This is a genomic window from Cohnella fermenti (genome assembly GCF_004801405.1).
Taxonomy (GTDB): domain Bacteria; phylum Bacillota; class Bacilli; order Paenibacillales; family Paenibacillaceae; genus Cohnella; species Cohnella fermenti.
On record NZ_SSOB01000016.1, the window covers coordinates 85,079 to 112,071 of the forward strand.

General features: G+C 58.5%; 23 protein-coding genes. 19 read left to right on the forward strand and 4 right to left on the reverse strand.

The window, feature by feature from the left end; all coding sequences use genetic code 11:
* Positions 1 to 74 precede the first annotated feature (74 nt).
* The gene (locus E6C55_RS14400; RefSeq protein ID WP_136370492.1) at positions 75 to 944 is read right to left on the reverse strand and encodes a YitT family protein; all 870 of its coding nucleotides are present in this window, start codon (positions 942 to 944) and stop codon (positions 75 to 77) included.
* A gap of 96 nt (positions 945 to 1,040) precedes the next feature.
* On the opposite strand from E6C55_RS14400, the gene E6C55_RS14405 reads away from it, so the two are divergent.
* The 8 genes from E6C55_RS14405 to E6C55_RS14440 all read left to right on the forward strand — a co-directional run bounded on the left by E6C55_RS14405 (position 1,041) and on the right by E6C55_RS14440 (position 8,097).
* Positions 1,041 to 1,403 (forward strand): nucleotide pyrophosphohydrolase, encoded by a 363-nt coding sequence (locus E6C55_RS14405; protein WP_136370493.1) that lies wholly within the window; start codon positions 1,041 to 1,043, stop codon positions 1,401 to 1,403.
* Between the two features lie 53 nt (positions 1,404 to 1,456).
* Positions 1,457 to 2,005, forward strand: a complete 549-nt coding sequence (locus E6C55_RS14410; RefSeq protein ID WP_168735640.1) for a tetratricopeptide repeat protein — start codon at positions 1,457 to 1,459, stop codon at positions 2,003 to 2,005.
* Between the two features lie 6 nt (positions 2,006 to 2,011).
* On the forward strand, positions 2,012 to 2,815 hold the full coding sequence (gene dapB / locus E6C55_RS14415) for a 4-hydroxy-tetrahydrodipicolinate reductase (protein ID WP_136370495.1): 804 nt from the start codon (positions 2,012 to 2,014) through the stop codon (positions 2,813 to 2,815).
* Positions 2,816 to 2,843: 28 nt separating this feature from the next.
* Entirely contained in the window at positions 2,844 to 3,266 is a 423-nt protein-coding gene (gene mgsA, locus E6C55_RS14420; RefSeq protein WP_136370496.1) for a methylglyoxal synthase, read from the forward strand.
* On the forward strand, positions 3,263 to 3,964 hold the full coding sequence (gene bshB1, locus E6C55_RS14425) for a bacillithiol biosynthesis deacetylase BshB1 (protein WP_136370497.1): 702 nt from the start codon (positions 3,263 to 3,265) through the stop codon (positions 3,962 to 3,964). Before mgsA ends, bshB1 begins: the two co-directional genes overlap by 4 nt.
* A gap of 70 nt (positions 3,965 to 4,034) precedes the next feature.
* On the forward strand, positions 4,035 to 5,198 hold the full coding sequence (gene bshA / locus E6C55_RS14430) for an N-acetyl-alpha-D-glucosaminyl L-malate synthase BshA (protein ID WP_136370498.1): 1,164 nt from the start codon (positions 4,035 to 4,037) through the stop codon (positions 5,196 to 5,198).
* A 33-nt stretch (positions 5,199 to 5,231) separates the two neighbouring features.
* On the forward strand, positions 5,232 to 6,755 hold the full coding sequence (locus E6C55_RS14435; protein WP_136370499.1) for a CCA tRNA nucleotidyltransferase: 1,524 nt from the start codon (positions 5,232 to 5,234) through the stop codon (positions 6,753 to 6,755).
* Positions 6,756 to 7,113: 358 nt separating this feature from the next.
* Positions 7,114 to 8,097: a biotin--[acetyl-CoA-carboxylase] ligase gene (locus tag E6C55_RS14440; protein WP_136370500.1), complete on the forward strand. Its 984-nt coding sequence runs from the start codon at positions 7,114 to 7,116 to the stop codon at positions 8,095 to 8,097.
* Between the two features lie 20 nt (positions 8,098 to 8,117).
* Here E6C55_RS14440 and E6C55_RS14445 read toward each other — a convergent pair whose 3' ends face one another.
* A complete protein-coding gene (locus E6C55_RS14445; RefSeq protein WP_136370501.1) occupies positions 8,118 to 9,020 on the reverse strand; it encodes an AraC family transcriptional regulator in 903 nt (300 codons plus the stop codon).
* Positions 9,021 to 9,218: 198 nt separating this feature from the next.
* On the opposite strand from E6C55_RS14445, the gene E6C55_RS14450 reads away from it, so the two are divergent.
* The 5 genes from E6C55_RS14450 (at position 9,219) to E6C55_RS14470 (ending at position 16,945) form a co-directional block, all read left to right on the forward strand.
* On the forward strand, positions 9,219 to 11,921 hold the full coding sequence (locus tag E6C55_RS14450) for an MGH1-like glycoside hydrolase domain-containing protein (RefSeq protein WP_136370502.1): 2,703 nt from the start codon (positions 9,219 to 9,221) through the stop codon (positions 11,919 to 11,921).
* A gap of 268 nt (positions 11,922 to 12,189) precedes the next feature.
* A complete protein-coding gene (locus tag E6C55_RS14455) occupies positions 12,190 to 13,161 on the forward strand; it encodes an ABC transporter permease (RefSeq protein WP_230986685.1) in 972 nt (323 codons plus the stop codon).
* 22 nt (positions 13,162 to 13,183) lie between these two features.
* Complete coding sequence (locus E6C55_RS14460; protein ID WP_230986686.1) at positions 13,184 to 14,053, forward strand: carbohydrate ABC transporter permease; 870 nt, start codon at positions 13,184 to 13,186, stop codon at positions 14,051 to 14,053.
* A gap of 41 nt (positions 14,054 to 14,094) precedes the next feature.
* The gene (locus E6C55_RS14465; protein ID WP_168735641.1) at positions 14,095 to 15,675 is read left to right on the forward strand and encodes an extracellular solute-binding protein; all 1,581 of its coding nucleotides are present in this window, start codon (positions 14,095 to 14,097) and stop codon (positions 15,673 to 15,675) included.
* Positions 15,676 to 15,760: 85 nt separating this feature from the next.
* Positions 15,761 to 16,945: an MFS transporter gene (locus tag E6C55_RS14470; RefSeq protein WP_230986687.1), complete on the forward strand. Its 1,185-nt coding sequence runs from the start codon at positions 15,761 to 15,763 to the stop codon at positions 16,943 to 16,945.
* A 114-nt stretch (positions 16,946 to 17,059) separates the two neighbouring features.
* Here the strand turns inward: E6C55_RS14470 and E6C55_RS14475 are convergent, their stop codons facing one another.
* On the reverse strand, positions 17,060 to 18,112 hold the full coding sequence (locus tag E6C55_RS14475; protein ID WP_136370504.1) for a response regulator transcription factor: 1,053 nt from the start codon (positions 18,110 to 18,112) through the stop codon (positions 17,060 to 17,062).
* On the reverse strand, positions 18,105 to 19,892 hold the full coding sequence (locus E6C55_RS14480; RefSeq protein ID WP_168735642.1) for a sensor histidine kinase: 1,788 nt from the start codon (positions 19,890 to 19,892) through the stop codon (positions 18,105 to 18,107). The genes E6C55_RS14475 and E6C55_RS14480 overlap by 8 nt, the downstream gene beginning before the upstream one ends.
* A 485-nt stretch (positions 19,893 to 20,377) precedes the next feature.
* Between E6C55_RS14480 and panB the strand changes: the two genes are divergently transcribed.
* The 6 genes from panB to E6C55_RS14510 all read left to right on the forward strand — a co-directional run bounded on the left by panB (position 20,378) and on the right by E6C55_RS14510 (position 26,972).
* Entirely contained in the window at positions 20,378 to 21,244 is an 867-nt protein-coding gene (panB, locus tag E6C55_RS14485) for a 3-methyl-2-oxobutanoate hydroxymethyltransferase (protein WP_136370506.1), read from the forward strand.
* The gene (panC, locus tag E6C55_RS14490) at positions 21,241 to 22,128 is read left to right on the forward strand and encodes a pantoate--beta-alanine ligase (RefSeq protein ID WP_136370507.1); all 888 of its coding nucleotides are present in this window, start codon (positions 21,241 to 21,243) and stop codon (positions 22,126 to 22,128) included. The genes panB and panC overlap by 4 nt, the downstream gene beginning before the upstream one ends.
* A 15-nt stretch (positions 22,129 to 22,143) precedes the next feature.
* Positions 22,144 to 22,527 carry an aspartate 1-decarboxylase gene (panD, locus tag E6C55_RS14495; RefSeq protein WP_136370508.1) on the forward strand — a complete coding sequence of 128 codons (384 nt, stop codon included), beginning with the start codon at positions 22,144 to 22,146 and terminating at the stop codon, positions 22,525 to 22,527.
* A 67-nt stretch (positions 22,528 to 22,594) separates the two neighbouring features.
* Positions 22,595 to 23,308, forward strand: coding sequence for a hypothetical protein (locus E6C55_RS14500; RefSeq protein WP_136370509.1), 714 nt, complete (start codon positions 22,595 to 22,597; stop codon positions 23,306 to 23,308).
* A 122-nt stretch (positions 23,309 to 23,430) separates the two neighbouring features.
* Positions 23,431 to 26,346 carry an ATP-dependent DNA helicase DinG gene (dinG, locus tag E6C55_RS14505; protein ID WP_136370510.1) on the forward strand — a complete coding sequence of 972 codons (2,916 nt, stop codon included), beginning with the start codon at positions 23,431 to 23,433 and terminating at the stop codon, positions 26,344 to 26,346.
* A complete protein-coding gene (locus E6C55_RS14510; protein ID WP_136370511.1) occupies positions 26,343 to 26,972 on the forward strand; it encodes a redox-sensing transcriptional repressor Rex in 630 nt (209 codons plus the stop codon). The genes dinG and E6C55_RS14510 overlap by 4 nt, the downstream gene beginning before the upstream one ends.
* Positions 26,973 to 26,993: the final 21 nt, after the last annotated feature.

Below are 26,993 nucleotides of genomic sequence, written 5' to 3' on the forward strand. Positions count from 1 at the left end.
TAATGCCGCATGAGCCATAGTGCCGAAAGAGCCATAATGCCGCAAGAGCCATGATGCCGCAAGAACCTCGCGCCTCAGTTCTCCTTGAAGCCTTCGCCAAGCACGTCGTGCACGTCATTGATCACGATAAAAGCCTGTCTGTCATGTTGGCGGACAAGGCTTTTTAATTTGCGAATCTCGAACCGGCTGACGACGCAGTAGATCATCATGCGGTTCTGACCCGAATACGCTCCGACGGCGGGGAGCAGCGTAACGCCGCGATCGAGCTCCTTCGTGATGACGGAAGCAAGCTTCTCCGGCTCGGAGCACAGAATGGTGAACGCCTTGGCCGCGTAGGCGCCTTCCTGAATGAAGTCGATGACCTTCGAGGAGATAAACACGCTGACAAGCGTGTAGAGCACCTTCTCCATCTCGATGACAAGCAGCGAGGTGCCGAGAATGACGACATCGAGCCCGAGGATAATCTGTCCCATGCTCCAGCCGCGCCAGCGGTGCACGATTCTCGCGACGATGTCGACCCCGCCCGTCGTGCCGCCCGCCCGGAACACAAGCCCGAGCCCCGCGCCGAGCGTCACTCCGGCATACAGCACCACGAGCATGAAGTCGTTGTCCGAGACGAACGGAACGACCCAGCCACGGTCCACCGAGAAGCTCCAGAACCACAGGAAGAAGGAGAGCAGAACGGTGCCCGCGATCGTATAGAACATCGACTCCCTGCCGAGCTGCTTCCAGCCGATGAGGAAGAGCGGGATGTTGAGCGCGAGGGAGGAGATCGCCGGCGCGAAGCCGAACGCGTATTGGAGGAGCACAGCAACCCCGGTTACTCCGCCTTCCATCAGCGTGTTGGGAAGAATAAAATATTCGATTCCAAAAGCGTACAGAGCCGTTCCCGCAAGCAGTCCGGCCCATCTTCCGATGCCGTCTCTCAGGCTGAGCGTTCGCATAAATCCGTCCACCTCGTTCGAAAATGCATTTGTCTTTGCCTGAATCTTAAGCTAACATAGGGATGATACAAGTTCAAATCGGGGAGGAAGGCGAATTTGGCGGAATCGAAGATCGCCGGCAAGCCGCTTGCCGAGAAGTCTCTCGCCGATATTCAGCGGGAAGTCGACGCTTACATAAGTCAATTCAAGGAAGGGTATTTCTCTCCGCTTGCCTTGCTTGCCCGGATGGCGGAAGAGGTTGGAGAGCTCGCCCGCGAGATTAACCACTCGTACGGGGAGAAGCCGAAGAAGGCGGACGAAGCCGACAATTCCGTCGAGATGGAGCTTGGAGACGTCCTGTTTATCGTGCTCTGCTTCGCGAACTCGCTCGGCGTCGATCTGACGGAAGCGCACAACCGGGTCATGAACAAATTCAATACCCGCGACGCGAATCGCTGGACCAAGAAGGACACTCCCTGACTTCGGTCTTCATATGCTGTACCATCCCCGAACACGAGAGGAGGATGGTCGGCATGAATGGGGAACAATGCCAGGAGCAAGCTTATCATTGCCTGCTGATCGGCGACTTCGCAGGAGCGACGGAATGGTTCCGGCGCGCCGTCGAAGCGGAGCCGGGCGAACCGGCCTATCTGTACCGCGCCTCGATCACTTTGGCCAGAAGCGGGAAGACGTACGAAGCGCTCGGCTACGCCCGCCGCGCCGTCGAGCTTGCGCCGGACGATTCGGCCTTCGCGCTGCATCTCCGAATGCTGGAAGGCCGGCAACTGTCGGCCAAGGCGAAGGGCTGTCTGGAGCAGTCTCCGCCGGATGCCGAGGCGGCGCTTCCGCTCCTGCTGGAGGCGGTTCGGCTCGATCCGCTGGCGGGAGAAGCCCGGCTGCTTCTCGGGGAAGCCTATCGCCGCCTGGGCGACTATCGCCTCGCGCTGGAGACGATCAAGGAGCTGATTCACCTCCAGCCGGGCAACGAAGAGGCGCGGCGGTTGCTGAAGGACATTCGGCTGGAGCGCCGGCTGCTGCTTAAACAACAATATTCTCATAACAATAGGATGAAGGATTGGTGATACCAGATGTCGCAACGAATCAGGGTAGCGGTGGCGGGCGCCTCCGGCCGCATGGGACGAGAAGTAGTCAAGATGGTGCTGGAGGACCCCGAGCTCGAGCTCGCGGCGGCCGTCGCCCGATCTTGTGGACCGGTCGACGCGGGCTCTCTTGCCGGCAAGCCGTATACGGGAGTCCTCGTCGAAGCCGATCTGGAGCAGGCGCTTGCGCGCACGAAGCCGGACGTGCTCGTCGACTTCACGAATCCGCAATCGGCGTACCTTCATGCGGAGCTGGCGATCAAGCACGGCGTTCGTCCGGTCATGGGAACGACGGGCTACACCCCCGAGCAGATCGAGCAATTGGACAGGCTGTGCAAGGAATGGGGAATCGGCGGGCTGATCGCTCCGAACTTCTCCATCGGCGCCATCCTTATGATGAAGTTTGCCGCAACGGCCGCGAAATATTTACCTCATGTCGAAATTATCGAATACCACGGCGACCAGAAGCTCGACGCGCCGTCGGGAACATCGATTAAGACTGCGGAGTTAATCGCCGAGAGCCGGAAGGAGCTTCGCCAGGGCAATCCAAACGAAGAAGAAGTGATCAAGGGCGCCCGCGGCGGCGAGTACAACGGATTCCGAATACATAGCGTGAGATTGCCGGGCGTGTTCGCTCAGCAGGAGGTCGTCTTCGGCGGCCATGGCCAGACGCTCAAGATCCGCCACGATTCCTACGAGCGCGCCGGCTACATGCCGGGCGTGAACACGGCCATCAAGAAGGTCATGGGAACGACGGGAATGGTATACGGGTTCGAGCATTTTCTCGACTAATGGAGGACGCGGAGGGGAGCACCGAATTATGTTGAAAATAGCGTTGATCGCACACGATAGAAAAAAAGACGAGATGGTGAACTTTACGATTGCTTACGAGCACGTATTCAAGCCGCACCAGCTCTATGCAACGGGCACGACCGGAACTCGCATCATGGAGAACACCTCGCTGGAAGTAACCCGCTTCATGTCGGGCCCGCTCGGCGGCGACCAACAGATCGGCGCGCTTGTCGCCACGAACGAGATGGACCTTATCATCTTCCTGCGCGACCCGCTCATGGCGCAGCCGCACGAGCCGGACATCACCGCGCTGCTTCGCTTGTGCGACGTGCAGGGTATTCCCGTCGCTACGAACGTCGCGACCGCGGAGCTGCTCGTCAAGTGTCTGGAACGCGGCGACTTCGCATGGCGCGAGCTCGTTCACAAGTATAAGCCGGGAATCGAAGAATGAGCGGATACGGACTCGATCTGCTCGTCTTCGCCGCCCACCCGGACGATGCCGAGATCGGCATGGGGGGAACGATCGTCAAGGCGGCGAGGGCCGGGCAGAAGGTCGGGCTTATCGACCTGACCTATGCGGAGATGTCGTCGAACGGAGACGTGGATACGCGCCAGCGGGAAGCCGCCAAGGCGTCGGACATTCTCGGCCTCGCGGTTCGGCGCAATCTCGGCCTTCCGGACCGGGGGCTGACGGGAACGCGCGAACAAGTGGACAAGCTTGTCCTCGCGATCCGGGAGCTTCGCCCGCGGGTCGTGTTCGCCCCTTACTTCGTCGATCGCCATCCGGACCACGTCGCCTGCAGCCGCCTGGCGGAAGAGGCGATGTTCAACGCCAAGCTCAGGCGCTGCCTGCCGGAGACGCCGGCCTGGGCGCCGGACATGCTCTATTATTATTTTATCAATGATGTTCATACGCCGGGACTGCTTGTCGACATCAGCGAGGATCAGCCCGCGAAGATGGAAGCGCTGCGCGCGTACCGCTCGCAATTCGAGCCGGCGGCAGGCGAACGCGACTGGGTTGCGACGCCGCTGACGCAAGGCTACCTCGACAATGTGGAAGCGAGGGACCGGTTGTTCGGACAGCCGAGGAAGCTGGCCTACGCGGAAGGATTCCTGGCGAAGGGACCGGCAATCGTCGAGCGATTCTGAATTTCCTGCGTCGAATAGAGGGTGAAGGCAAGCGCAACCGGGGAATACGATGTAGGAAGGAGGAGCGCGAATGAACAGACCGCTCAAGATCGGCATTACCTGCTACCCCTCTCTTGGTGGATCAGGCGTCGTCGCCACGGAGCTTGGCAAGCTTCTGGCGGAGAAGGGGCACGAGATTCATTTTATCACGCACAGCATTCCGTTCCGGCTCGGCAAGTTCCACCGGAATATTTATTACCATGAAGTCGAGGTGTCGGATTATTACGTATTCCGGTATCCTCCGTACGATCTGTCGCTTGCGAGCAAGATGCATCAGGTTGCGCAGCTTCAGCAGCTTGATCTTCTTCACGTTCACTACGCCGTGCCGCACGCGATCTGCGCGCTTCTTGCGAAGCAAATGTCCGGGGACCGGCTGAAGGTCGTCACGACGCTGCATGGAACGGATATTACGGTGCTCGCGCAGGACGAATCGCTGAAGGACATTATCCGGCTCGGCATTCGCAACAGCGACGCGGTCACCGCCGTCAGCCAGGATCTCATCCGGGAGACCCGGGACCTGCTCGACATTCGCGAGCCGATCGACTTGACATATAATTTCGTGGACAAGCGGATCTACTATCCGCGCGACATCTCCGATCTGCGGCCCGAGTTCGCGGAGCCCGGCGAGAAGATCCTGATGCACATCTCGAACTTCCGGCCGGTGAAGCGCACGCCCGATGTCATCGATATCTTCGCCAAGGTGGCGGCGAGAGTGCCGAGCCGGCTCCTGCTTGTCGGAGAAGGGCCGGACCTGCCGAAGATTCAGGCGAAGATCGAAACGATGGGGCTTGGCCACCGCGTTCATCTGCTCGGGAAGCAGGACGACGTCGCCCAGGTCGTCTCGCTTGCGGACCTTATGCTGCTCCCTTCGGAGAAGGAGAGCTTCGGCCTTGTGGCGCTTGAAGCGATGGCCTGCGGGGTGCCGACGATCGGATCGGAGGCCGGCGGCATTCCGGAGCTCGTCGTTCACGGCAAGACGGGCTACCTGGCGCCGATCGGGTGTACGGACCGGATGGCCGACTACGCGGCGGAGCTTCTGACCGACGAGCGGAAGTACGCGGAATTCCGCGAGAATTGCCTGCATCGGGCGCGAACGGAGTTCTGCAACGACCGCATCACGGCGGAATACGAGAGAATCTATTACCGGGTGCTGGGGATCGAAGCCGACATTCCGGTGCCGGTGTGCGAAGCTTAAGGCTCTATCGATTGGAAAAGGAGAGCGGGTGCGATGCCGGGGCAACTGCGTGAACAAGAGTCGATGGCCCAGGAGCGGCTGTGGCGGGAAGGGCTTCGGCTCGCCTCCGTCCTGGAGGCGGCCGGCCACGCGGCGTATCTGGTCGGCGGCTGCGTTCGGGACCGCCTGCTCGGGCGCGCGATCAGCGATATCGACATCGCCACGTCCGCGCTTCCGGAGCAGGTTCAGGCTCTGTTCCCGAAGGTGATCCCGACCGGGCTGCAGCACGGCACGGTTACGGTCATGGTCGCAGGGGAAGGCTTCGAGGTGACGACGTTCCGCCGCGAAGCGCAGTACAGCGACGGCCGGCACCCGGACGAGGTCGCGTTCGTCCGGGACGTGGAGGAGGACCTGGCGCGCCGCGACTTCACGATCAATGCGATCGCATGGGGAACGGACGATCGCCGGATCGATCCGTTCGGAGGCGAGGAGGACCTGGCGCGCCGCGTCGTGCGCTGCGTCGGCAAGGCGGACGAGCGCTTCGGCGAGGATGCGCTGCGCATGCTTCGCGGCATCCGCTTCGCGGCCGAGTTCGGCTTCGAGCTGGAGGACGACACCTGGAAGGCGATCGGCGCGAGCCGGGAGAAGCTGGCGCGGATTGCGATGGAGCGGGTCGGCGTCGAACTGGAGAAGATGATCGCCGGGCGGCATCCGACGCGGGCGATCGGGCTCTTGCACGGCAGCGGCTTGCTGGCCTGCGCGAAGGCGAAGCTGGAGCCTCCGCTGCCGCAGCTTGGCGCGGAGACGGAGGCGCGCTGGCCGCGGCTGGCGAGCGCCGAGCATCGCTGGGCGGCGCTGCTGCTGCTCGCGGGCGCGGACGAGCGCCGGGCCGCGGCTTGGATGCGCGCGCTGAAGTACAGCGCGAAGCGAACGGCGGCGGTGTCGTCGATTGTCGCGCTGAGCGCGGAGCTGGCCCGCCTGGCTGCTGGCGAGGCGGCGGTGGCGGGAGCGGGTGCTGGTGAAGCAACGGGAGCGAGCGTGGAGGCTGGCGGGGCCGCGGATACTGGTGCTGATGTTGGCGAAGCGACGGGGGCGAGGTTGGCTGCTGTCGGGGAAGCGAGCGCGGGTGCTGGTGCTGTCGAGGCAGTAGGAGCGAGGTTGGACGCTGTAGGGGAAGTGGGAGCAGGTGCGGCCGCTGGCGCGAGTACGGGAGAAGCGAATGGCGGCGTCTCCCGCGAGAGCTGGACGGAGGCGGCGCTTCGCTTCGGAGACGAGACGGCCTCCGGATACTTGGCAGCGGCGGGCGCCTTCCCCGAGATTGACGCTCCGCTATGGCAGCGGCATGGGATCGAAGCAGCGCGCCGCTGGACGGACGAGATGCCGGCGACGACGGTGAAGGAACTGGCGCTTCGGGGAGACGAGCTGTGCCTGCTGCTCGGAAGAGAAGCGGGCCCGTGGGTCGCCGCCGAGCTGCAGCGATTGCTTCTGCTCGTTGCGCTTCGCCGGCTCGCGAACGAGCCTGAAGCGCTTCGCAGCGAGGCGCTCCGCGCTCGGGCGACCGACGGGGACGAGACTTAAGCCATCGCATCTGCGTCGTCTTCGTCGGAGGCGGCCGGCCGGTCGGGCAGAAGGCAGACCGGAATTCGGCAGCGTCGCCTCCCGGCCCCGGCCCATTGCAGCTTGCGCACGATTATATGCGGTTTTTAGCATACAAGTGGTCGTCCGAGGCGGTTGAGTCGCGATTATATGCGGTTTTTAGCATACAAGTGGTCGTCCGGGGCGGTTGAGTCGCGATTATATGCGGTTTTTAGCACACAAGTGGTCGTCTGGGGCGGTTGAGTCGCGATTATATGCGGTTTTTAGCATACAAGTGGTCGCTAGGGGCGGTCCGAGGTCGCGATTGTGTGTGTGTTAGTTGACAGAGTGAGGGGAGGTCATGACGGTGGGAGCGCCAACGCTGCTTTCCTTGCTGGAAGAGAAGCCGGGAGAGTTCGTCTCGGGAGAAGAGATCAGCCAGAAGCTCAGCGTGAGCCGCACGGCGATCTGGAAGCAGATCCGCAAGCTGGAGGCGCAAGGATATAAGATCGAAGCGGTTACCCGCATGGGGTACCGAATTATCGAGCGCCCCTCCCGAATCTCTCCGGTCGAGCTTACCTTTAAATTATCCACCCGGACGTTCGGTCGCAACGTTCGCGTGCACGAGGTCGTATCCTCCACGCAGGACGTTCTTCGGGAACTCGCGGAAGAAGGGGCTCCGGAAGGGACCCTTGTCATCGCCGAGCAGCAGAACCAAGGAAGAGGCAGGATGGGACGGTCTTGGGTGTCTCCGGCCGGCAAGGGAATCTGGATGAGCTTGCTGCTAAGGCCCAACGTTCCTCTGCTTCAGACCCCGCAGCTTACCTTGCTGGCGGCCGTCGCGCTTAATCGCGCCATCGAACGGGTCACTGGACTGGACATCGGGATCAAGTGGCCGAACGATCTGTTGGTGGATGGGAAGAAAATAACCGGAATCTTGCTCGAGTCGGCCGCGGAGGACGAGCGCATTCGATATGTAGTCGTCGGGATGGGCGTATCCGTCAACCTGGAGGCTTCCGACTATCCGGAGGAGGTTGCGGCCAAGGCGGTATCGCTGCGAATGGCGTGCGGGCGCATGCTGGATCGGACGGAGCTGATTGCGGAGATCCTGAAGGAATTCGAGGATCTCTATGCCGTCTACAATGCCAGCGGCTTCGAAACGATTCGCTTGTTATGGGAAGCCCGGTCGATCAATCTGAATAAACCGACCGTTCTCACGACGGCGAGCGGCCGCATAGAGGGAATTCCTCGCGGCATCAGCGAGATGGGAGCCTTAATCGTCGAGATGGAAGGCGAGAGCATGCAGACGGTCTACTCGGCGGAGATAAATCCGTGGGAGAAGTAATTCCCGCCGTAACACCAAGTTTAAATCGTCTCGGGACCGCGCCTGCGGTCCTTATATTGTTTCGGGGAGCAACCGTGAATTCTTCTGAACAGTTTGTGGAATTGGGCCGAGCTGGGAATCCCGACGGCTTCCCCGATCTGGGCGAGATTCCAATCCTCGGTCAGAAGCAGCTTCTCGGCTTCTTTGATTCTGCGATAGTGCAAATACTCCGTTAAAGACAAGCCAATCGTCTTCTGAAACAGCTTCACGAAGTGATGGTAGCTGAAGTTGAGCAGGGAAGAGAGATCTTCGACCGCAATCCGTTCGGATAAATGATTCTCGATATGGAGCAGCGCGGGCCGCAAGCGAAGGCGTCCGGGATGGTCTTCTTCGCCCGGTATTGTTCCGCTTCGATCCTCGCGAATTAGAATCCATAACAGATGCTTGACGATCGAGCTAATGGCAAGCCCGTAACCCTTGTCTCTGCGAACGACGATCTCGTTCAACCGTTCGATCAACCCATAGGCTTCCGAGGCACATTCCTTGTTGTCGGCAAAGATGGAACTAAGCCGGCTAAGAGGCACACCCTCATCCGTGAAAGCGCCCAGATAGACGACCGATGACGAATCGAAGTAGGGAGCCGGATCGAATTGAAGCACCCAATACCTCAGATTGTCCACCCCCGTCTTGCGGCTTCTATGAACCTCCGAAGCCCCAAGCACGCACACATCCCCCGCGCTTAACTCATAGGTCGCCTCGGCCGTCTCGATGCCGAGGCGACCTTCCCGAACGGCGATGATCTCGATCTCCCGATGATAATGCCACTTCCCGAACCTCGTGTTCCCGCAGGGGTAATACAGCTCCTCCTCCAATCGCAGGCATAGAAGCGGATCCAGATATTCGATCTCTTCGTTGAGCAGGGTCTGCGTTCCCATCGATCTCATGCGGCAACAATCCTCTCCGTACCGGAACGTTAATCAAAGTTGTGAGCTATTATAACATACATCACACAATCGAATGTAAAGATCGCTTTAGCGAGACTGTCGCCGAATGGCCGCGCCTCTTATACTCAAGTTGCATAGGCAATCGGAACGGCTCAGCGCCGCGATGCCGAAGCTGAGAGCAGGGAGGAGTGAGCGACGATGAAACATCTGGAGAACACGCATGATTTGAGGCTGCCGGAATGGGGTCCTTATACGAAGAAGTACATCGGAATCTCCCATATCGCCGATCGGAAGCGGGGGATCCGATTCGATCTAAGCGTCATGCCGGGCTTGTACCGGCGCAACACGGAGGTTCCTAACGTTACCTGGGAATCGGGATATCATCCTTGGGAAGCGGCTCCGGACTTGACTTATTACAGCTTCCGCCACGAGTTGGAGTGGAAGGACAAGCTTTATGCCGACATCTCGTATTCTCGTCTGACCGATAGCTCCAGGCTCATCCGTTGCGAGTTCGTCAACAGCACGGAGCTGAGCCAGAATGTCATTCTCCATTACCTCTCATCGATTCAATATCCGCAGATCGGTTCGCATAAGGAAAATCTGACGTTCGCCGAGGCGAAGCTGCCGGACGGGGCTGTTTGGATCGACGCGCTTGATTATGTAAGCATGAGCTTCGCGAAGCCGCGTCCGACCGACGGCCTTGTCTACGACGGGTGGTATCGAGGAGAAGCAAGGGAGCATCATTCCGTCGGAGGCTCCGTGCTCGGCAGAGGATTCGGCGCGGATAGAGGCGATCAGGCAGTCTATGCGGCGGAGCTGGAGCGAGACTATTCCGACGCCGCGTTGACCGTTCGCTACAGAGCCGAACGGGGGACCTGTCCCGGCTTTAAGCTCTCGGGCGTCATCGAGATGCAGCTCGAGCTGGCGGGAACCGGAGAGATGGAATCAGCGACCGTTCGCTTGGGGCGATTGGAAGCCGGAAGCCATCGGCTCTCGATGGAATCGATCGGCCAAGGGGAGATCGCGCTGGATGGTCTCGTTATCTCGGAATCGCGACTCGCCGGGGAGATCGTCTTCGAAGACTTAACGAGGAACCCCGAACCGGAGCAAATCGAGGGACCACGGCAGGGAAGCGTTATCTACAAATTCGAAGATAGCCCTGCCTATTACGCGATCGTTTGGACGCACCCGCAATTCGTTCTTAGGGAATACGTCAGCGCCGAGCTCGATATGACGATGCGCCACAATGTTCACCATCATACGGAGAAGGTTCTTAGGGGCAAAGGGGAAGGCCACTTCAGCGACATCTATCTGCGTCCTATTCCGATCGAGCCCATGTCGAGCCGCACCGTGTACGCGGCCGTGTGCTCCGGCACGTTAGAGGAAGCCAGGGCGTTCATCGAGGATTGGGACGCTTCGCCGGACGCCTGCGAGGAGGCTTGCTTGCGGGCGCTGGAGAATACTTACATGCCGTCGGTCCATCCAGAGGGAGAGACGTACCGATTCAGCCAGCGGATCATGCAGTCGACGCTCCTGCTGAACGTCGTTTACCCGGTGTACACGCAGCGGCAATATATTCGTCACTACACTCCGGGGAGGTGGTGGGACTCCTTGTATACGTGGGATGCGGGCTTCATAGGACTCGGGCTGGCCGAGATCGACCGCGAACGGGCGATTGATTGCTTGAACGCTTACGTGACGGAACCGGGTAATGCGCATGCGGCGTTCATCCACCATGGAAGCCCCGTTCCGGTGCAGCATTATTTGTTCCTTGAACTGTGGAACCAAGGCGGCTCCGAGGAGCTCCTGCAGCATTTCTACCCGAGGCTAAGGCAATATTATCTCTTCCAGAGCGGTCAAACGCCGGGATCGACGATGGCGACGATGAAGTCGGGGCTTCTCAAATCGTGGGACTACTTCTACAATTCCGGAGGGTGGGACGATTACCCCCCTCAGGTTCACGTTCACGAGAATGGAATGGAGGACCGGGTAACCCCGGTATCGGTTACGGCCCATGCGATTCGAATCGCCAAAATATTGAGGATGGCCGCTCTGGCGTTGGGAGACAAAGAAGACGACGCGGCCGGCTACGAACGTGACATCCGCAACATGAGCGAATCGATCCACCGTTACGCTTGGGATGAGCAGAGCGGCTATTACGGGTATGTCGTTCACGATTCCGAAGGCCAGCCTGCGGGCTTGCTTAAGCATGAGAGCGGCGACAACCTGAACCGCGGTTTCGATGGCGTCTATCCACTCGTTGCCGGCATCGAAGACGAAGACAGAAGCCTCGTTCTTCTCGAGAAGCTGTTCGATAAAGCGCGGTTGTGGAGTCCGATAGGACTTACGGCAGTAGACCAATCGGCGGCCTATTACCGGAATGACGGGTACTGGAACGGAGCCGTATGGATGGCCCATCAGTGGTTCTTCTGGAAGACGATGCTCGATCTGGGTCGGCCGAACGAGGCGTACAGAATAGCCGATACGGCACTTCGCTTGTGGAAAAGAGAGGCGGAAGCCACTTACCATTCGCTTGAGCACTTCATCGTCGACTCGGGACGCGGAGCGGGCTGGCACCAGTTCGGCGCCTTGTCCGCTCCGGTGCTGAACTGGTTCTCCGCTTATTACCGTCCGGGGAGGGCGACCTGGGGGTTCGATGTGTGGGTCCGTTCCGGCGCCTTCTCCGCGGACCATTCCCAATTCCAAGCCGCCTTCGATTATCACGGTGAGGCCGGACAAACCTACGCGGCGCTCGTTTGCATGAATCCGAATTACCGTTATCAAGCGCAACTGGACGGCGAAGCGATTCCGTTCCAAACTCGATCCAACGGGGTCCTGGAGCTTGCGCTTCCCACGCGGGTTAGAAGGGGAGAGCTGCATATCGCGGCTATCGTCGAATAGTCTCATCCACGCAAGTTAAGCCGCCGCGAATTCGATCGGGTATCGGATCCGCGGCGGCTTTGGCGCGTTGCCGGGACCCGGCAGCGGAGATCGCTGTTGAAAATGACAACTTCTCTCCGAAAACTACATGTCAATGAACCTCACGCAGATATTATACTTCTAATTGCAAAGGGAGAAAACATGACATAAGAAAGGCGTGTTCTGCAATCGAATACTCGTCAATCGAGTCATTTTACGGACAAAGCGCAAAGCATAGGAGGGGCGCAGCATGGCGGAACTTACGGATATTCAATTGACACGAAGCTCTCCTCCGGCAGAGGCAAGGCCGATCGCCGACGAGAAGAAGCGCCACCACTTGGTGAAGAACTGGCAGATCTACAGCATGGTTGCTCCGGGAATCGTCTTTTTCCTACTGTTCAAGGTGTTTCCGATGCTGGGGATCGTTATTGCCTTCCAGAATTACAACTATTACGAAGGAATTCTTCACAGCCCGTTCGTCGGATTCGCCCACTTCAAGGAGCTCTTCGAATATCCCGAATTCGCGAGGATATTCAAGAACACGATGATTATCAGTTTCTACCAGTTGATCTTCGAATTCCCGACGCCGATCTTGCTCGCTTTGCTGCTGAACGAAGTGGGGCACAGCTTCCTGAAGCGAACGTTCCAGACGCTGATGTACCTTCCTCACTTCTTGTCCTGGGTCATCGTAGGCGGATTGACGATCAGCCTGCTGTCTCCGTCGACCGGTTTCGTGAACGAGGTTCTCGGATGGTTCGGAAGGGAACCGATCAGCTTTATGCAGGAGTCTTCGTACTTCCGCTCGATCATCATCACTTCCGGCGTCTGGAAGGAAGTCGGGTGGGGGACGATCGTCTTCCTGGCCGCCCTGGCGGGCATTAATCCCGAGATGTACGAATCGGCGCAAGTCGACGGAGCCGGCAAGCTTAGGCAGCTCGTCAGCATCACCCTGCCAAGCCTGCTTCCGACAATCATGGTCGTGCTCCTGCTGAAGATAGGCAGCATGATGGATTTGGGCTTCGAGCATATCTACATGCTGCTGAACCCGCTCGTGTACGATACCGGCGAAGTGCTGGATACCTTTATCTATCGTTTGGGTCTACTGGGAGGGCAATTAAGCTATACGACGGCCATCGGACTGTTCAAGTCGGTTATCGGTCTCGTCCTTGTCGTCGGCGCCAACCAACTGAGCAAAAGAACGACCGGCAATTCGATTTATTAGTGGCAAAGGAGAGATCGGCCTCGTGATAAGAGCTAGCGCGCCGCGCAAATGGTTCATCGGATTCAACTACGCATTCCTGACTCTCGTCTCTCTGACGATGCTGTTCCCTTTTCTAAACGTGCTTGCCGGATCCTTCAGCAGCGGAACGGCCTTGCTTAGAGGCGAGGTCGATCTCCTGCCCGTAGGCTTCAATCTGGACAACTACCGCGCCGTCATGACGGATCCCGCCATCTGGAGGTCGTTCGGGGTTACGGTCTACGTCACGTCTATCGGCACCGCGCTTAGCTTGATCTTCACCTCGCTTATGGCCTATGCGTTGACTCGCGAAGAGCTGAGGGGCAAGAGGTGGATTATGATGCTTATTGTGTTCACGATGATTTTCCAAATTCCGCTCATTCCCAACTTCCTGCTCATTAAGGGACTCGGGCTGTTGAATACGTTATGGTCAATCATCCTCCCGACGTTAATCAGCTCCTATAATCTCATCATCATGATCGCTTTCTTCCGTAACCTGGAGGAAGGGGTGATCGAAGCGGCTAAGATCGATGGGAGCTCCGAATACGGAATCTGGTGGAGAATCGTTCTTCCGGTCTCCATTCCTTCACTCAGCACGATCGGTCTCTTCTACGCGGTTTCCCTGTGGAATGGTTACTATAATGCCATCATGTTCATTCAAGATTCCAAGCTGTACCCGCTGCAAGTCAAAGTCAGGCAACTACTGACCGGCTCCGACGCCGACGAGCTCATGCGTACGGCCGGCACGGCGCTCCAATCGATGGAAGGAATCCGGATGGCCACCATTATTTTCACCACGCTTCCGATATTGTTGATTTATCCTTTGATTCAGAAGCACTTCGTGAAGGGCTCGATGCTCGGAGCGGTCAAAGGTTAATTCGCATAAAAAAGACAAAGACGGTATGAGGAGAGATGGAGATGAGAGGGAGCAGCAAGTGGAACAAAACCGCCCTAACGGCGGCAAGCGTGGCATTGGTCGGTCTTAGTCTGTCGGCATGCGGAAGCAATAACGGAGATTCGTCTGGTCCGGCCGCTTCAGGCGGTTCGGCATCAACGGGTTCCGCGGAGCCGGTCGTCATCAAGGTAGCGAAGGGGACAGGGGGGTATCCGTACATCGAGGGTCTGTCGGATATCAATAAAGACAAGTATATGACCGAGCTCGAGAAAGCTGCGGGAGTCGATCTCGACGTGGAATTGATCCCGCATGCCGACTTCGATCAGAAGCTTCAACTGATCTTCGCGGGCGGCAACTTGCCGGACCTGATCGAGACTAAGGGCATTAATACTTCGCAAGTGGAGCCGGCCGTCGCGGCGGGAGCCTTGCTGCCGCTTAACGATCTGATCGATCGATACGCTCCGAACATGAAGAAGGCGCTCACCGAGGAAGAATGGAAGTTCGGAACGATCAGCAAGGACGGCGTTATCTACGGCATTCCGACGCTGGAAGCCGCTCCGCACGGATTCGTCTCCTTCATTCGCAAGGATTGGCTGGACAAGTTGGGCTTGCCGGTGCCGCAGACTCTCGACGAATACGTGACTACTCTCAGGGCGTTCCGCGACAACGACCCGAACGGCAACGGCAAGGCGGACGAGATTCCCTATACGGCTCGCAAGGAGTTCAAGTCCGGCGATATTTTCTTCGGCGCCTTCGGAGTCAATCCGGATGGATGGACGCTGGCGGACGGCAAGCTGACCCCGAACCAGATTTTGCCGCAGATGAAGGATGCTTTGGCTTTCTATAAGATGCTCTACGACGAGAAGCTGTTCGACGCCGAAGCGTTCGTGCAGGAAGGCAAGGATTGGGATGCGAAGATTCGCGGCAAGAACGTGGTCGGCTTCTGGCAGCATTCCGCGACCGAGGCGGAGCTGTGGGCGAGCGAGACGAAGAAGAACGTGCCGGAGGCGGTTGTCGTTCCCGTCGCCGCGCCGGTCGGTCCGGACGGCAAGAGCGGCGGACTGATCCGCTCGACGATCGCCGACAAGGCATGGGTCATTCCGAAGACCGCCAAGAACCCGGAAGCCATCCTCAAGTTCCTCGACTTCTTCTTTACGGAAGAAGGGAAGAAGTTCACGACTTACGGCATCGAGGGAGACAACTACACGGTGTCCGGCGACAGCATCGAGTATAAGAGCCCGTCTACCGCGGACGAGATCCAAGAGGAGATGGCTCGTCAGGAGTGGTACCAGTTCACGGGGCAGAACTACTTGACCAACGAGGAGTTCATGAAGAACAAGCCGAACAACGAACTGGTCGTTCAGGCTCTCGAGATCTCGGCCAAAGAAGGCGTCGTCAACGACGGAGCGGGCATGCCGGCCTTGCCGACGCTGCAATCCCGTCCGGAGCTCGGCTTCAAGGGGCTATGGCTTGAATTCGCGGCGAAGGTCATTACGGGCAAGGAGTCGATCGACAACTTCGACAAGTTCGTTGCGGACTGGAAGAGCCGCGGCGGAGAGAAGTTGATCGAAGAAGCGACGGCTTGGTATAACGCCAGTCATTGAAACTAATGGGGGATAGAACGGTATCTGCCGGTTGCGGCGGATACCGTTCGTCTGTCCCGATTCCTACCCGAGTGGAGATGTTCATGTGATAGCGGAACAAACTCAAACGGCCGTACGTAAAACGTCCACCCTGTTCCATCTTAGAAGCTTGTACCTGATCATGGGGTTGTCCGGCGGGATGATGGGACCCTATCTGACCAATCTGTTCGTGCATCAGGGCATCGCCAGCAGCCAAGTGGGCATCATCATGTCGGCAGGCAAAATCGCTTCGATCGTCGTGCAGCCGTTGTGGGGCGTGCTTGTCGACCGATACCAGCAGACTAGACTCGTGTTGATGCTCAGTCTGGCGATTCCCGCCGTCCTGGCTTATTTCTATAATCTGCAGTGGTTCGCGGCCATTCTGGTCGTCTATATGGTTACGACCGTATTCCAGGCGACGCAAGCGCCGATCTCCGACTCGTATGCGGTCCGCGCGGCGAAGGAAGCGAACACGACGTACGGCAAGATACGCAGCTTCGGCAGCTTCGGCAATGCGATCGGAGGTTATCTGGCCGGCATGTATCTGATGTTCTGCTCGATCACGGCCCTTTGGGTTCCGTTCCTGCTGTTGAGTCTTCTCGGGCTTGTCTCGATCGGCGCCCTGCCGGCGGCTACCGAGAGGAAGGCGGGTTCCGTCGCCTTCGGAGAAGGGTTAAGGAGACTGCTCGGCAATCGCTCGTTCCTCTTCTTCCTGATCGGATGCTTCATGATCAATCAGACTTTAACGGCGTTCAATTCCTACTTCGTTCTGACCTTTCAGATGGCGGGAGGCAGCTATGGCTTGTCCGGCATCGCCCTGTTGATCGCCTCGCTCACGAACGTGCCTGCCATGCTGGTCGGCTCCGCCTTGCAGAAGAAGTGGGGAATCAAGAACGTGCTGCTGCTCGCTTCGGCCGCATACGTCCTTAGGTGGGGCATTCAATGGCTGTTCCCGATTCCGGAGGTCATCGTCGCCGTCCAGGTCTTGCACGGGGTCTCGTTCGGCTTCTTCTATGTGGCGGCAGTCGAGTTCGTCGCCGGCTCTTCCGGCAAGGGGATGCAAGCGACCGGTCAAAGCTTGTTCAACATGGTGTTCTCCGGGTTCGGCGGCATCGTCGGCAACCTGCTGAACGGATATTTGCTCGAAGTCGGCGGTCCGGACCTGATGTATCTCGTATGCGCGATCAGCGCGCTCGCCGGGACTCTGATCCTGCTCTTCGTTAAGGCCGGGAGATCGGTTAAGGAAGCCTAATCGGGCGATTGGTGGAAGAAACGGCACCGCAAAGCGTTCCCCTGCGTTATTCGGGGAGGCTTAGCGGTGCCGCTTTGTTTGCGTTTCTATTCTTCTTTATCGGATCTATCGGATCTATTGGCTCATATTCTTGCGGTACTCCGAAGGAGAGAGGGAGAACTTCCTTTTGAAAGCTTTGGCGAAGTGAGGATAATCCGAGTAGCCGACCTTATAGGCGGCTTCATAGGTCAAGCAGTCGGATTCGGCGAGCAACGCCTTCGCCCGCTCCAAGCGAAGGTTGATCAAATATTGAATAAAGCTCTCGCCCATCATGTCCTTAAAGATGCGGCTGAAGTAGCCGGAAGACATGCCGACATGCTCGGCGACCGTCTGAAGCGTTAATCCTTCGTCGCCGCAGCGCTCGTTCAGGAAGTCGATCGACTTGGCGATCTGCTTCTTATAGCCCCAATTCCTCGTCGAACGCACCGCTTCGATAAGCTCCTTCGCCAGCCGCTCAAGTTGATCCGTCATCGGAGCGGCCGCTCCTCGCCATTCCTCTTCGAAAGCTTGCTTCGAACTGATAGAGCCGCCGCTGAGCCGGATAAGCTCATCGTTCAAGAAGACCAGCAGGTCAAGGAAGAAGGGAGAAGGAGGGTACTGGCTGGACTCCAAGCTCGCCGAGTGCTCGCGAACGTCTGCAATCGCCTGGGCGACTTCGGGCTCGTGCGCGCTCCACAAGGAATCGGCCAATCGTTCCGCGAGCGATTTGCTGTCTTTGATGCTGCTGCTTCTAAGCTGGCGGGATTCGCGTTCTGCCGATCGTTTCTCGCTTAGCTTGTTAAGCATTCGCAGCACTTGATCGGACTTAACGGGCTTGAGCAAGTAATCCGAGACGCCGTGCCGAAGCGCGCTTTGCACATATTCGAACTCGTCATAGCCCGAGATTACGACGATGTCCAGGTCTCTTCGCGTTCTCCCCAATTCGGCGATAAGCTCGAAGCCGTCCATGACCGGCATGTTGATATCGGTAATCAAGAGATCGGGGTTCAAGCTCTCGATGCTCTCGAGAGCTTCCTGTCCGTCGTCGGCGAGGCCGACTACCTTGAATCCGCTATTCGAATCGTCGATCAGCTTGGTCAGGCTTAACTTGATCATATGTTCATCGTCCGCTATCAGCACTTTAGGCATCGGATTCCCCTCCTGTCGATAATAATGGCAGCAGTATCTCGATCTCCGTCCCGCTCGTTCCCGAATCTCGGATCGCGAGGCCGAACGGAGGACCGTAGGTCAGCCGGATTCTCTGATGGACGTTCCAGAGTCCGATTCGGTCTTTCTTGCTAATGGGCAGGTTGTCTTCCGTGCCGGAGAATGCTTCGTTGTACTTCTCCATGATCGCGGGATCCATCCCCTTGCCCCGATCGACGATCGTGAGAACGTAGGCTTCGTCTTCGACTCTTCCGAATAGGCCGATATATCCCAACTTGAGCTTGCGGGTCTGGTAGCCGTGCAGGAACGAATTCTCGATCAGGGGCTGAACCATCAGCCGGATGGCCAACACCCGCTGCAGCCCTTTCTCGTCGAAGCCGTATTCGACGATCAAATGCGGGAATCGCTGTTTCTGGATATCGAGGTATTGGCGGGTGTTGCGGATCTCGTCCTCGAGCGTCACCCGCTCCTTGGGATTGCTGATACTATAGCGGAATAGGTCCGCGAGCGACGTCGACATCTTGCTGATGATCGCGGAACCGATCAGAATTGCATGGGAGTTCATCATCTCCAGCGTGTTATAGAGGAAATGCGGGTTGATACGGGAGTAAAGAGCCTCCAGCTCCGAGTTCTGCCGGCGAATCTCCAACTCGTTCTCCTTCAATCGGGAGGTGTGGACCTCTTCCATAAGATTCTTGATCTTGGAGACCATCAGATTAAAGCTGCGGTTCAGGTCGCCGATCTCATCCCGGTTACGGTCGGGAGCCCTCGCGTTCAGATCGCCTTCTTCGGCTAGCCGCATAAGCCGCTGGAGCCGCTTGATGGAGCGGGTAAGCTGGAAGGAGAAGCCGACCAGCAGCAACGTTGTGGACGAGAGCAAGACGATACCGATCCACACATTGAAGTTGCGCACCCAAGTGATATTCTCCGTCAGCTCCCGCAGCGGAACTTCGGAAACCATCGTCCACCGCGTCGTATCGGATTGATGATAGATGATGAGCTTATGATCCGCGGTCGAGAACCAGCCGTTCGTGGCTTCGCTGAACTTGCTCGTCAAGGAGCGGTCGGCTTGCTGTCCGATCTTGTCGTGGTCCGGATGATAAACGATCCTTCCGTTCTCGTCCATGAGCCAGACGAAGCCGCTGCTGCCCAGATTGACGTTCGCGCATATTTGGTTAATCTCGTTCATGCGAAGCTGCAAGACGAGCATACCGGCGGATCGATAGGATTTGGCGTCGACGAATCGCCTGAGGATAGTCAACACGGGAAGCGTATTGACTTTGGATACGCCGACGATCTTGTAATTCTCGTCGTTAAGCTTATCGACATAATTCTCGTAGTATTCGATCATGCTGTACCCGCCGCTCTGGGAGACGGCGATGTTCTTGGAGGAGACGATGGCGATGCTATAGATGTCCGGACGGCTGAAGGCTATATTCGACAGCAATTCGTTCTGAATCCTGCCCGTCAGCTCATAACGGGAATAGGAATCAGCGGGATCGAGGGTAAGGAAGTCCTGGACGAGCGGGTGAATCAACAGCGGATAAGTGGATCGTTGGAGAGTCGTGAAATAATAATCGAGCTGCCCGTTGATCTGTTTGATCAACCGGTCGCTGGATTGGATCGCGTTGGATTCGATCTCTTCGGTCGAACGTTCGTACCAGAGGAGTCCGGTGACGGCGAAGGGTATGAACACGAAGAACAGGATCAAGGAGATCAGCTTGGTTCGGATAGACCACAGGATTCTTGTTCGTTGCTGCATGGAATCACCGATCTTCATGAAGTCATAGCTGGAAGCTGGAAAGGGCTATCTCTCGCGTCAGATAACATGACCTCATGCTAACTGAATGTTCTCTTTCAGTCAACGAATAATCGCGTGAGCAGAGAGCGAGGGATGGAATAACACAACAATTTGCGGAAAATGACAACATTCATGTTAGTTAACCTGACCGAGTTCGGCGCTCTGGGAAGGGCAGCGCCAGACCATGGACGCGTCCGGCATAATCTGCTATAATCAGGAACGCAAGGCGGTATCGGTTAACGAATCGCACTTGCGGACATGATACGATCACGATTCAAGCGATTATCCGATTATCCAAGTGAATACCGTGATGATTCGCGGCGGATTCTGCTCTGAGCCGAAGGGACCGAGACAGAAGGACGTGAAGCGCTCCTGCTGAATGGAAACCTTTGTTTGCTCATGGGCGAATAACAAGGTTTTTTCTGTTTTCTAAGGAGGATACTCACATGACCAAGCACGCGCTTACTCCGCCTCGTCTGAAGACGATGAAGCAGCAAGGGGCCCGAATCGCGATGATGACGGCGTACGATTACCCGTCGGCGCAGCTGTCGGAAGAAGCGGAAGTCGACGTCATTCTTGTCGGCGATTCGCTCGGCAACGTCGTTCTGGGGTACGACACGACCGTTCCGGTTACGTTAAACGATATGATCTACCACACGAGAGCCGTCATGCGCGGCGCAGCGAGCACGATGATCGTTACGGACATGCCGTTCGCCACCTATCGGCTCACTCCGCAGGAGACGCTTCGCAACGCGGCCCGCATTATGCAGGAGGGCGGAGCTCACGCGGTGAAGATGGAAGGCGGCGCCGAGCTGTCCGATGAGATCAAGCGGCTGACGGAAGCCGGCATTCCGGTGCTCGGGCACCTCGGCCTCACGCCGCAATCGGTGCTGCAGATCGGCGGCTACAAGATACAGGGCAAGGCCGAGAAGGAGATCGAGAAGCTGCTGTCGGACGCCAAGGCGCTCGAAGCAGCGGGAGCGTTCGGCATCGTGCTCGAGCTTGTGACGGAGCCGATCGCGGAGGCTATCACGCGCGCAGTCGGCATTCCGACGATCGGGATCGGAGCCGGTCGCGGCTGCGACGGCCAAGTTATCGTCTATCATGATTTAATCCGCTACGGTTCAAATATACGCGACAAGCGATTCGTGAAGACTTATGCCGATGTGGGCGCCGCGATTCGCACCGCAATCGGCGAATACGTTCAGGACGTCAAGACCGGCGCCTTCCCCGAGGAGAAGCACGGCTTCCCTCTCGACGGAGATTCCGCCCGGTTGCTCGAAGGCAAGCTGTATGGAGGTGGCGTTCAATGAGAGCGACTTTATCCGTGCCGACCGTCGTGCGCACTATTGCGGAGCTTCATGCCCGCCTTGACGAATACCGCGCCGCCGCTGCGGCAGGAACGATCGGGCTCGTGCCGACGATGGGCTACCTGCACGAGGGGCACGCCAGCCTGCTGCGCCGAAGCGCAAGCGAGAACGGCTTCACGGTGCTCAGCGTGTTCGTCAATCCTCTGCAATTCGGGCCGACCGAAGATCTGGACCGGTACCCGAGAGACGAGGAGCGGGACCGCGCCGTCGCGGCGGAAGCGGGAGCGGATCTTATCTTTATGCCGAGCGTAAGCGAGATGTACCCGAAGCGCCCGCTCACGACGATCTCCCTGACGGGCGTGACGGAGGGCCTGTGCGGCGCTTCGCGTCCGGGCCACTTCGACGGTGTCGCCATCGTTGTCACGAAGCTGTTCAACCTCGTTCGTCCGGATCGCGCCTACTTCGGACTGAAGGACGCGCAGCAGCTCGCCGTCATCACGCAGATGGCCGAGGATCTGAACGTTCCGGTCGAGATCGTGCCCTGTCCGATCGTGCGCGAGGAGTCGGGGCTGGCGATGAGCTCCCGGAACGTATATTTGTCGCCGGAAGAGAAGAGCCAGGCGCTTGTCCTGTCGCGGACGCTGAAGCGGGTGCCGGAGTGGGCGGCCGCAGGCGCGAACGCCAAGGAGCTGAAGGAGCGAGTCCGGCAAGCGATCGAGGAGCAGCCTCTCGCCGACATCGATTACGTGGAAGCGGTGGAATATCCGTCCTTGGCACCGCTCGAGGACGAGAAGGAAGCGGCCAAGGCAGGGCGGGTTCTTGTTGCGGTGGCTGTCCGGTTCGGCAAGACCCGGCTCATCGACAATATTTTGCTGCCTCAGGCTTGAGAGGGGAATGCAACCATGTTCCGCACGATGATGAAGTCCAAGATTCACCGCGCGACCGTCACGGAAGCGAATTTGCATTATGTAGGCAGCATCACCATCGACCAGAATCTGATGGAAGCGGTCGATATTCTTCCGGACGAGAAGGTACAGATTGTCAACAATAACAATGGCGCCCGCCTGGAGACTTATGTCATTCCGGGGCCCAGAGGGTCCGGCGTCATCTGCCTGAACGGCGCCGCAGCCCGGCTGGTGCAGCCCGGCGATGTCGTCATTATTATCGCGTACGCGCTTGTTACGGAAGAAGAGGCAAGGAATCACCGTCCGAAGATCGCGATTATGGACGAAGGTAACCAGTTGGCCAGATTGCTGGCGGAAGAGCCTCATTCGACCGTCTTGTAAAAGCGTATGAAACCCCCGCCCGGAACGCAGAATGAGCAGTAGCCGAAGCGATTGGGGGAGTTAACGAATGATCCAGCAATGGTTCGCCGCATTAAACGACACCCTGGACGATCTCATTCGACGTTATCCGGAAGCCTCGCCCGAACAAAAAAACGAGCTCGAACAGCAATGGGACGTGTTAAAGGCCTTAAGTGATGATATTATTGAATCATGGCTTCAGTTCGAGGACAAGATGGCGATCTACCGGGACATGAGGCATCCGCATCCGTCCCCGCCGGCTCCGTCGGCCGCTCAATCGACTCAGACCGCTCCGTCGGCTCATGCGGGCAAGGCGGCGCCGGCCGCGTGCACAGACCCCGATCATCCGATGTGGGTCCCTTACTCGAAGGGACAAGGGTACTTCCAGTTGCATATGTTCCGCGAAGGGGCTTGCCAATTCGAGGAGACGCTGAAGCTGGAGCCCGAATTCCACGCCGCCCGGCTGTTCCTTGCGATGTGCCGGATGCATCTCGGCGAATTCGAGGACGCTCAGCGCCACTTCCAGTGGATCGCGGCGGTGTCGGAGCAGCCGAAGCTGCAGGCGATCGCGTGGAATGCCCTCGGCTGCGTCCAGGCGGTATACGCCAATCTGGTGCAAGCCCAAAGTTATTTCCAGAGGGCGGCGGAAGCCGATCCAAGCTTCGAGGACCCGCGCCGCAACCTGGAATCGTGCAGGAATCGTTCCGGCCAATTGCAATTGCAATTCGGAAGCTTGGAGATGCAGACGCTCGTGAAGGCATGAGGACCTGATCGCCTGATCGCCTCTATGGCGCACGATGCCAGCTTGATCGACACGCCTGCCCAAGCGAACGCCCCCTGCGCCGATCCGCCGCGCGGACACCCCGCCAGGAAAGGAAGGCAGGCATGATATACGCCGTTCTTGATTTTGAGACGACGGGAACTTCTCCCGAGCAAGATGAAATTATACAAGTAGGTTTGGCCCTTATCGATGATACCGGAATGATCGGGGAACCGTTCGCTTCTTATGTAAAGCCGTCGAAGCCGATCCCGGAATGGATCACGAAGCTGACCGGGATCGACGACGAGACGGTGAAGGAAGCGCCGGCTGTCGACGAGATGCTGAGCGCTCTCGTGCCGCTGCTACAGGATGCTGTCATCGTCGCGCATAATGCGGACTTCGACGTCTCGTTCTTGCAGGCCGCCCTGGATAAGAGCGGCTATTTGCCGTTCGGCGGAAGAGTGCTCGACACGGTCGCATTGTCGCGGCTGATGTTCCCCTCGATGCCGTCTTACCGTCTCGGGGCCTTGACGCAGAGCCTCGGCATCGGCCACGATCGGCCGCATCAGGCGGACAGCGACGCCCTCTCGACCGCGGAGCTGTTCCTGAGGGCGGTGGAGCGCCTGCGCTCGCTTCCGCTGCTTACGTTGCAGCGGCTGGCTTCCTTGTTCGATCCGGACCGCCACGACATCGGATGGCTTGTTCATGATACGCTCGTCTGGCGGGAGATGAATCCTCATCTGGGAGACGGCGGCCATGAGTTTTATCGCCAATTCGCGCTTAACGTAACGGACTGGACCGAAGACGAGGAAGCCAAGGAAGCGGCCGCCCGGCAGGAGCTGGAGACGAGCGAACAGTTGTCCGCAACGGAGTTCCCGGCGTTCATGGCGGACGTTCGAACGCGGCTGAAGGAGCTGTTCCCGTCCTACGAGTCGAGGCAAGGGCAGGACCTGATGTTCGATGAAGTTTTCGGCGCGCTTAATGAAGATTCCCACTTGATGGTCGAGGCCGGCACGGGAACCGGCAAGTCCCTCGGCTACTTGCTCCCTTCTCTGTATTATGGATTGAAGGAGAACAAAAAAATCATCGTCAGCACCCATACGATCCAGCTTCAGGAGCAGCTCCGGCAACGCGATCTGCCGCTTCTGCAGCAGGTGCTGCCGGTGCCGTTCAAGGCTTCCGTCTTCAAGGGACGTTCCAACTACCTGTGCCTGCGCAAGTTCGAGCAGCAGATGCAAGTACCCGAGGTTGCGCTCGGCAAGGATGACCTCGTCACCCGCGGTCAGATGACCGTATGGCTCGGCGAGACGGAGCGCGGGGAAGCGGAGGAGCTGAATCTCGGCGGTCGCTCCAAGGACGAATGGAACGCGGTCGCCAGCGACGCGGATTCCTGCCTCAACCGCCAGTGTCCGTGGTTCCGCAAGTGCTTCTACCATCGGGCGCGCCAGGAGGCGAACCGCGCCGATCTGATCATTACGAACCATGCGCTTGTCTTCACCGATATGCGAGCCGAGAATCGGCTGCTGCCGTCTTACGATCGGCTGATCGTGGACGAGGCGCATCATCTTGAGGAAGTGGCGAGCCATCATCTCGGCCAGCGAACGGGCTACCAGACGCTGCTGAATCCGCTCCTCCGGCTATGGAAGGACGCGCGCAGCGGCCAGGTCGTCCATCTGATGAGCCTGCTCGCCAGCTCCGGCGACGAATACGCTTCGGCCTGGACCGAGAAGCTGGAGGAAGCCGGCTCCAAGCTGATCGCGATTCGCGAGGCGTGGGAGATCTGGATGGATCGGCTGTACGGCTTGCTGTACGCGCACTCCTCCGTCGAAGAGAGCGGCAGCCTCACCTATCGGTTCCGAACGGCCGAGCTTCCGGAAGGATGGGATGCCCTGCAGGTCGACGGCAACAATGTCGTTCAACTGCTCAGCGACGTCATTCGTCCGCTCGAGAAGCTGATTGTCGACATCCGGGAGAGGACGGACGAGCTGACGGTGCAGGCGCTTATGACCGACCTCGGGGGAAGCGTAAAGGAGCTTGCCCAGATCCGGGCCGATCTGCAGGCGTTCGTCTCGCTCGGCAACAAGGACTTCGTCTATTGGCTCGAAGGCAACACGCAGTATCGCGGGCGGTCCGTCGTCATGTACGGCGTTCCGGCCGATGTCAGCGCATTGCTCAAGGAAGGCATGTTCGACCGCAAGGCCAGTGTCGTTCTGACTTCCGCGACATTGACCGTCGACAAGACGTTCAATTACGTGAAGGAGCAGCTTGGCCTCGATGATGCCGAGAAGCAGGGGCGCCTGAAGACCGCTCAGGTGCCGTCTTCGTTCAAGTACCGCGAGCAGGCGCTTGTGCTTATTCCGCGGGACTTCCCGAACATTCGCGGGAAGGACGGCGATCCGCAATTCCTCACGGCCTTGACCGAATCCATCGCCAGCGTCGCCGTGGTGACGGGCGGCCGGATGCTTGTGCTGTTCACGTCGCATCGGATGCTGAAGGCGGTCTACACGCCGCTGAAGGAACGGCTCGCGGAGCAGCGGATCGAAGTGCTCGGGCAAGGCATCGACGGCAGCAGCCGCAGCCGGCTGACCCGGCAGTTCCAGGAACAGAAGAGTTCCGTCCTGCTTGGAACGAGCAGCTTCTGGGAAGGCGTCGATCTGCCGGGGGATGCGCTCACCTGCCTCGCGATCGTTCGGCTGCCGTTCCAGCCGCCGAACCATCCGGTGAACGAAGCGAAGGCCGAGCGGCTGACCGCGGAGAAGAAGAACCCGTTCATGAAGCTGTCGCTGCCGCAAGCGGTTATCCGCTTCAAGCAAGGGTTCGGGCGGCTCGTCCGCACCGCGACCGACCGAGGAATCGTTATCGTCTACGACACCCGGGTGATCGACACGAACTATGGCAAATATTTTCTATACTCGCTGCCCGGTCCGAAGATGGAGCATCTGCCGAATGCGGGGCTGGCGGGAAGAGTGAAGGAATGGCTGGACATGGCCGAGGCAGTGCCTGCGGGTCCCGTTCAGCCTCAGGAGGGCGAAGCGACATGAAGCCGGATAAAATCTCCGAAGCGGTAGTCCGCAGACTGCCCGTATATCTCCGATATTTGAACGAACTAAGCAGCACGGACATCCTGACGGTATCCTCGCAGGAGCTCGGCAGGAAGCTGGACCTCAACCCGGCCCAGATTCGCAAGGATCTGGCCTACTTCGGCGACTTCGGCCGCAAGGGCGTCGGCTACAACGTCATCTATCTGATCGAGAAGATCCGCCAGATTCTGCAGCTCGACGAGCCTCGCCATGTCGCTCTGGTCGGAACGGGCAACCTGGGCAGGGCGCTCTGCAATTACAACATGAAGGAGAACGTCAAGATCGTCGCGGTATTCGACTCCGATCCGTCGAAGATCGGCACGACGATGAACCGGCTGATCGTTCAGCCGATGGACGAGCTCGAACAGACGGTTCGCGAGAAGGAGATCAGCATCGGCATCATCACCGTCCCGGCGAGCGAGGCCCAGAAGGTCGCGGATCGGTTCGTGACGGCGGGCATCCGGGGCATTCTGAACTTCGCTCCGACGGTGCTTCGCACGCCGGACGGCGTTCGCATTCATCATACGGATTTTACGGCGGATTTGCTCAGCTTGGCGTATTATATGGATAGCGATGACGAGACCTAAGCAAGGTCTATAACGGAGAGG

Excerpts from the sequence above, each read along its gene's own strand:
- E6C55_RS14400 (WP_136370492.1), bottom strand. The coding sequence starts at position 944 with ATGCGAACGCTCAGCCTGAGAGACGGCATCGGAAGATGGGCCGGACTG.
- E6C55_RS14410 (WP_168735640.1), top strand. The coding sequence starts at position 1,457 with ATGAATGGGGAACAATGCCAGGAGCAAGCTTATCATTGCCTGCTGATC.
- dapB (WP_136370495.1), top strand. The coding sequence starts at position 2,012 with ATGTCGCAACGAATCAGGGTAGCGGTGGCGGGCGCCTCCGGCCGCATG.
- mgsA (WP_136370496.1), top strand. The coding sequence starts at position 2,844 with ATGTTGAAAATAGCGTTGATCGCACACGATAGAAAAAAAGACGAGATG.
- bshB1 (WP_136370497.1), top strand. The coding sequence starts at position 3,263 with ATGAGCGGATACGGACTCGATCTGCTCGTCTTCGCCGCCCACCCGGAC.
- bshA (WP_136370498.1), top strand. The coding sequence starts at position 4,035 with ATGAACAGACCGCTCAAGATCGGCATTACCTGCTACCCCTCTCTTGGT.
- E6C55_RS14435 (WP_136370499.1), top strand. The coding sequence starts at position 5,232 with ATGCCGGGGCAACTGCGTGAACAAGAGTCGATGGCCCAGGAGCGGCTG.
- E6C55_RS14440 (WP_136370500.1), top strand. The coding sequence starts at position 7,114 with ATGACGGTGGGAGCGCCAACGCTGCTTTCCTTGCTGGAAGAGAAGCCG.
- E6C55_RS14445 (WP_136370501.1), bottom strand. The coding sequence starts at position 9,020 with ATGAGATCGATGGGAACGCAGACCCTGCTCAACGAAGAGATCGAATAT.
- E6C55_RS14450 (WP_136370502.1), top strand. The coding sequence starts at position 9,219 with ATGAAACATCTGGAGAACACGCATGATTTGAGGCTGCCGGAATGGGGT.
- E6C55_RS14455 (WP_230986685.1), top strand. The coding sequence starts at position 12,190 with ATGGCGGAACTTACGGATATTCAATTGACACGAAGCTCTCCTCCGGCA.
- E6C55_RS14465 (WP_168735641.1), top strand. The coding sequence starts at position 14,095 with ATGAGAGGGAGCAGCAAGTGGAACAAAACCGCCCTAACGGCGGCAAGC.
- E6C55_RS14475 (WP_136370504.1), bottom strand. The coding sequence starts at position 18,112 with ATGCCTAAAGTGCTGATAGCGGACGATGAACATATGATCAAGTTAAGC.
- E6C55_RS14480 (WP_168735642.1), bottom strand. The coding sequence starts at position 19,892 with ATGCAGCAACGAACAAGAATCCTGTGGTCTATCCGAACCAAGCTGATC.
- panB (WP_136370506.1), top strand. The coding sequence starts at position 20,378 with ATGACCAAGCACGCGCTTACTCCGCCTCGTCTGAAGACGATGAAGCAG.
- panC (WP_136370507.1), top strand. The coding sequence starts at position 21,241 with ATGAGAGCGACTTTATCCGTGCCGACCGTCGTGCGCACTATTGCGGAG.
- panD (WP_136370508.1), top strand. The coding sequence starts at position 22,144 with ATGTTCCGCACGATGATGAAGTCCAAGATTCACCGCGCGACCGTCACG.
- E6C55_RS14500 (WP_136370509.1), top strand. The coding sequence starts at position 22,595 with ATGATCCAGCAATGGTTCGCCGCATTAAACGACACCCTGGACGATCTC.
- dinG (WP_136370510.1), top strand. The coding sequence starts at position 23,431 with ATGATATACGCCGTTCTTGATTTTGAGACGACGGGAACTTCTCCCGAG.
- E6C55_RS14510 (WP_136370511.1), top strand. The coding sequence starts at position 26,343 with ATGAAGCCGGATAAAATCTCCGAAGCGGTAGTCCGCAGACTGCCCGTA.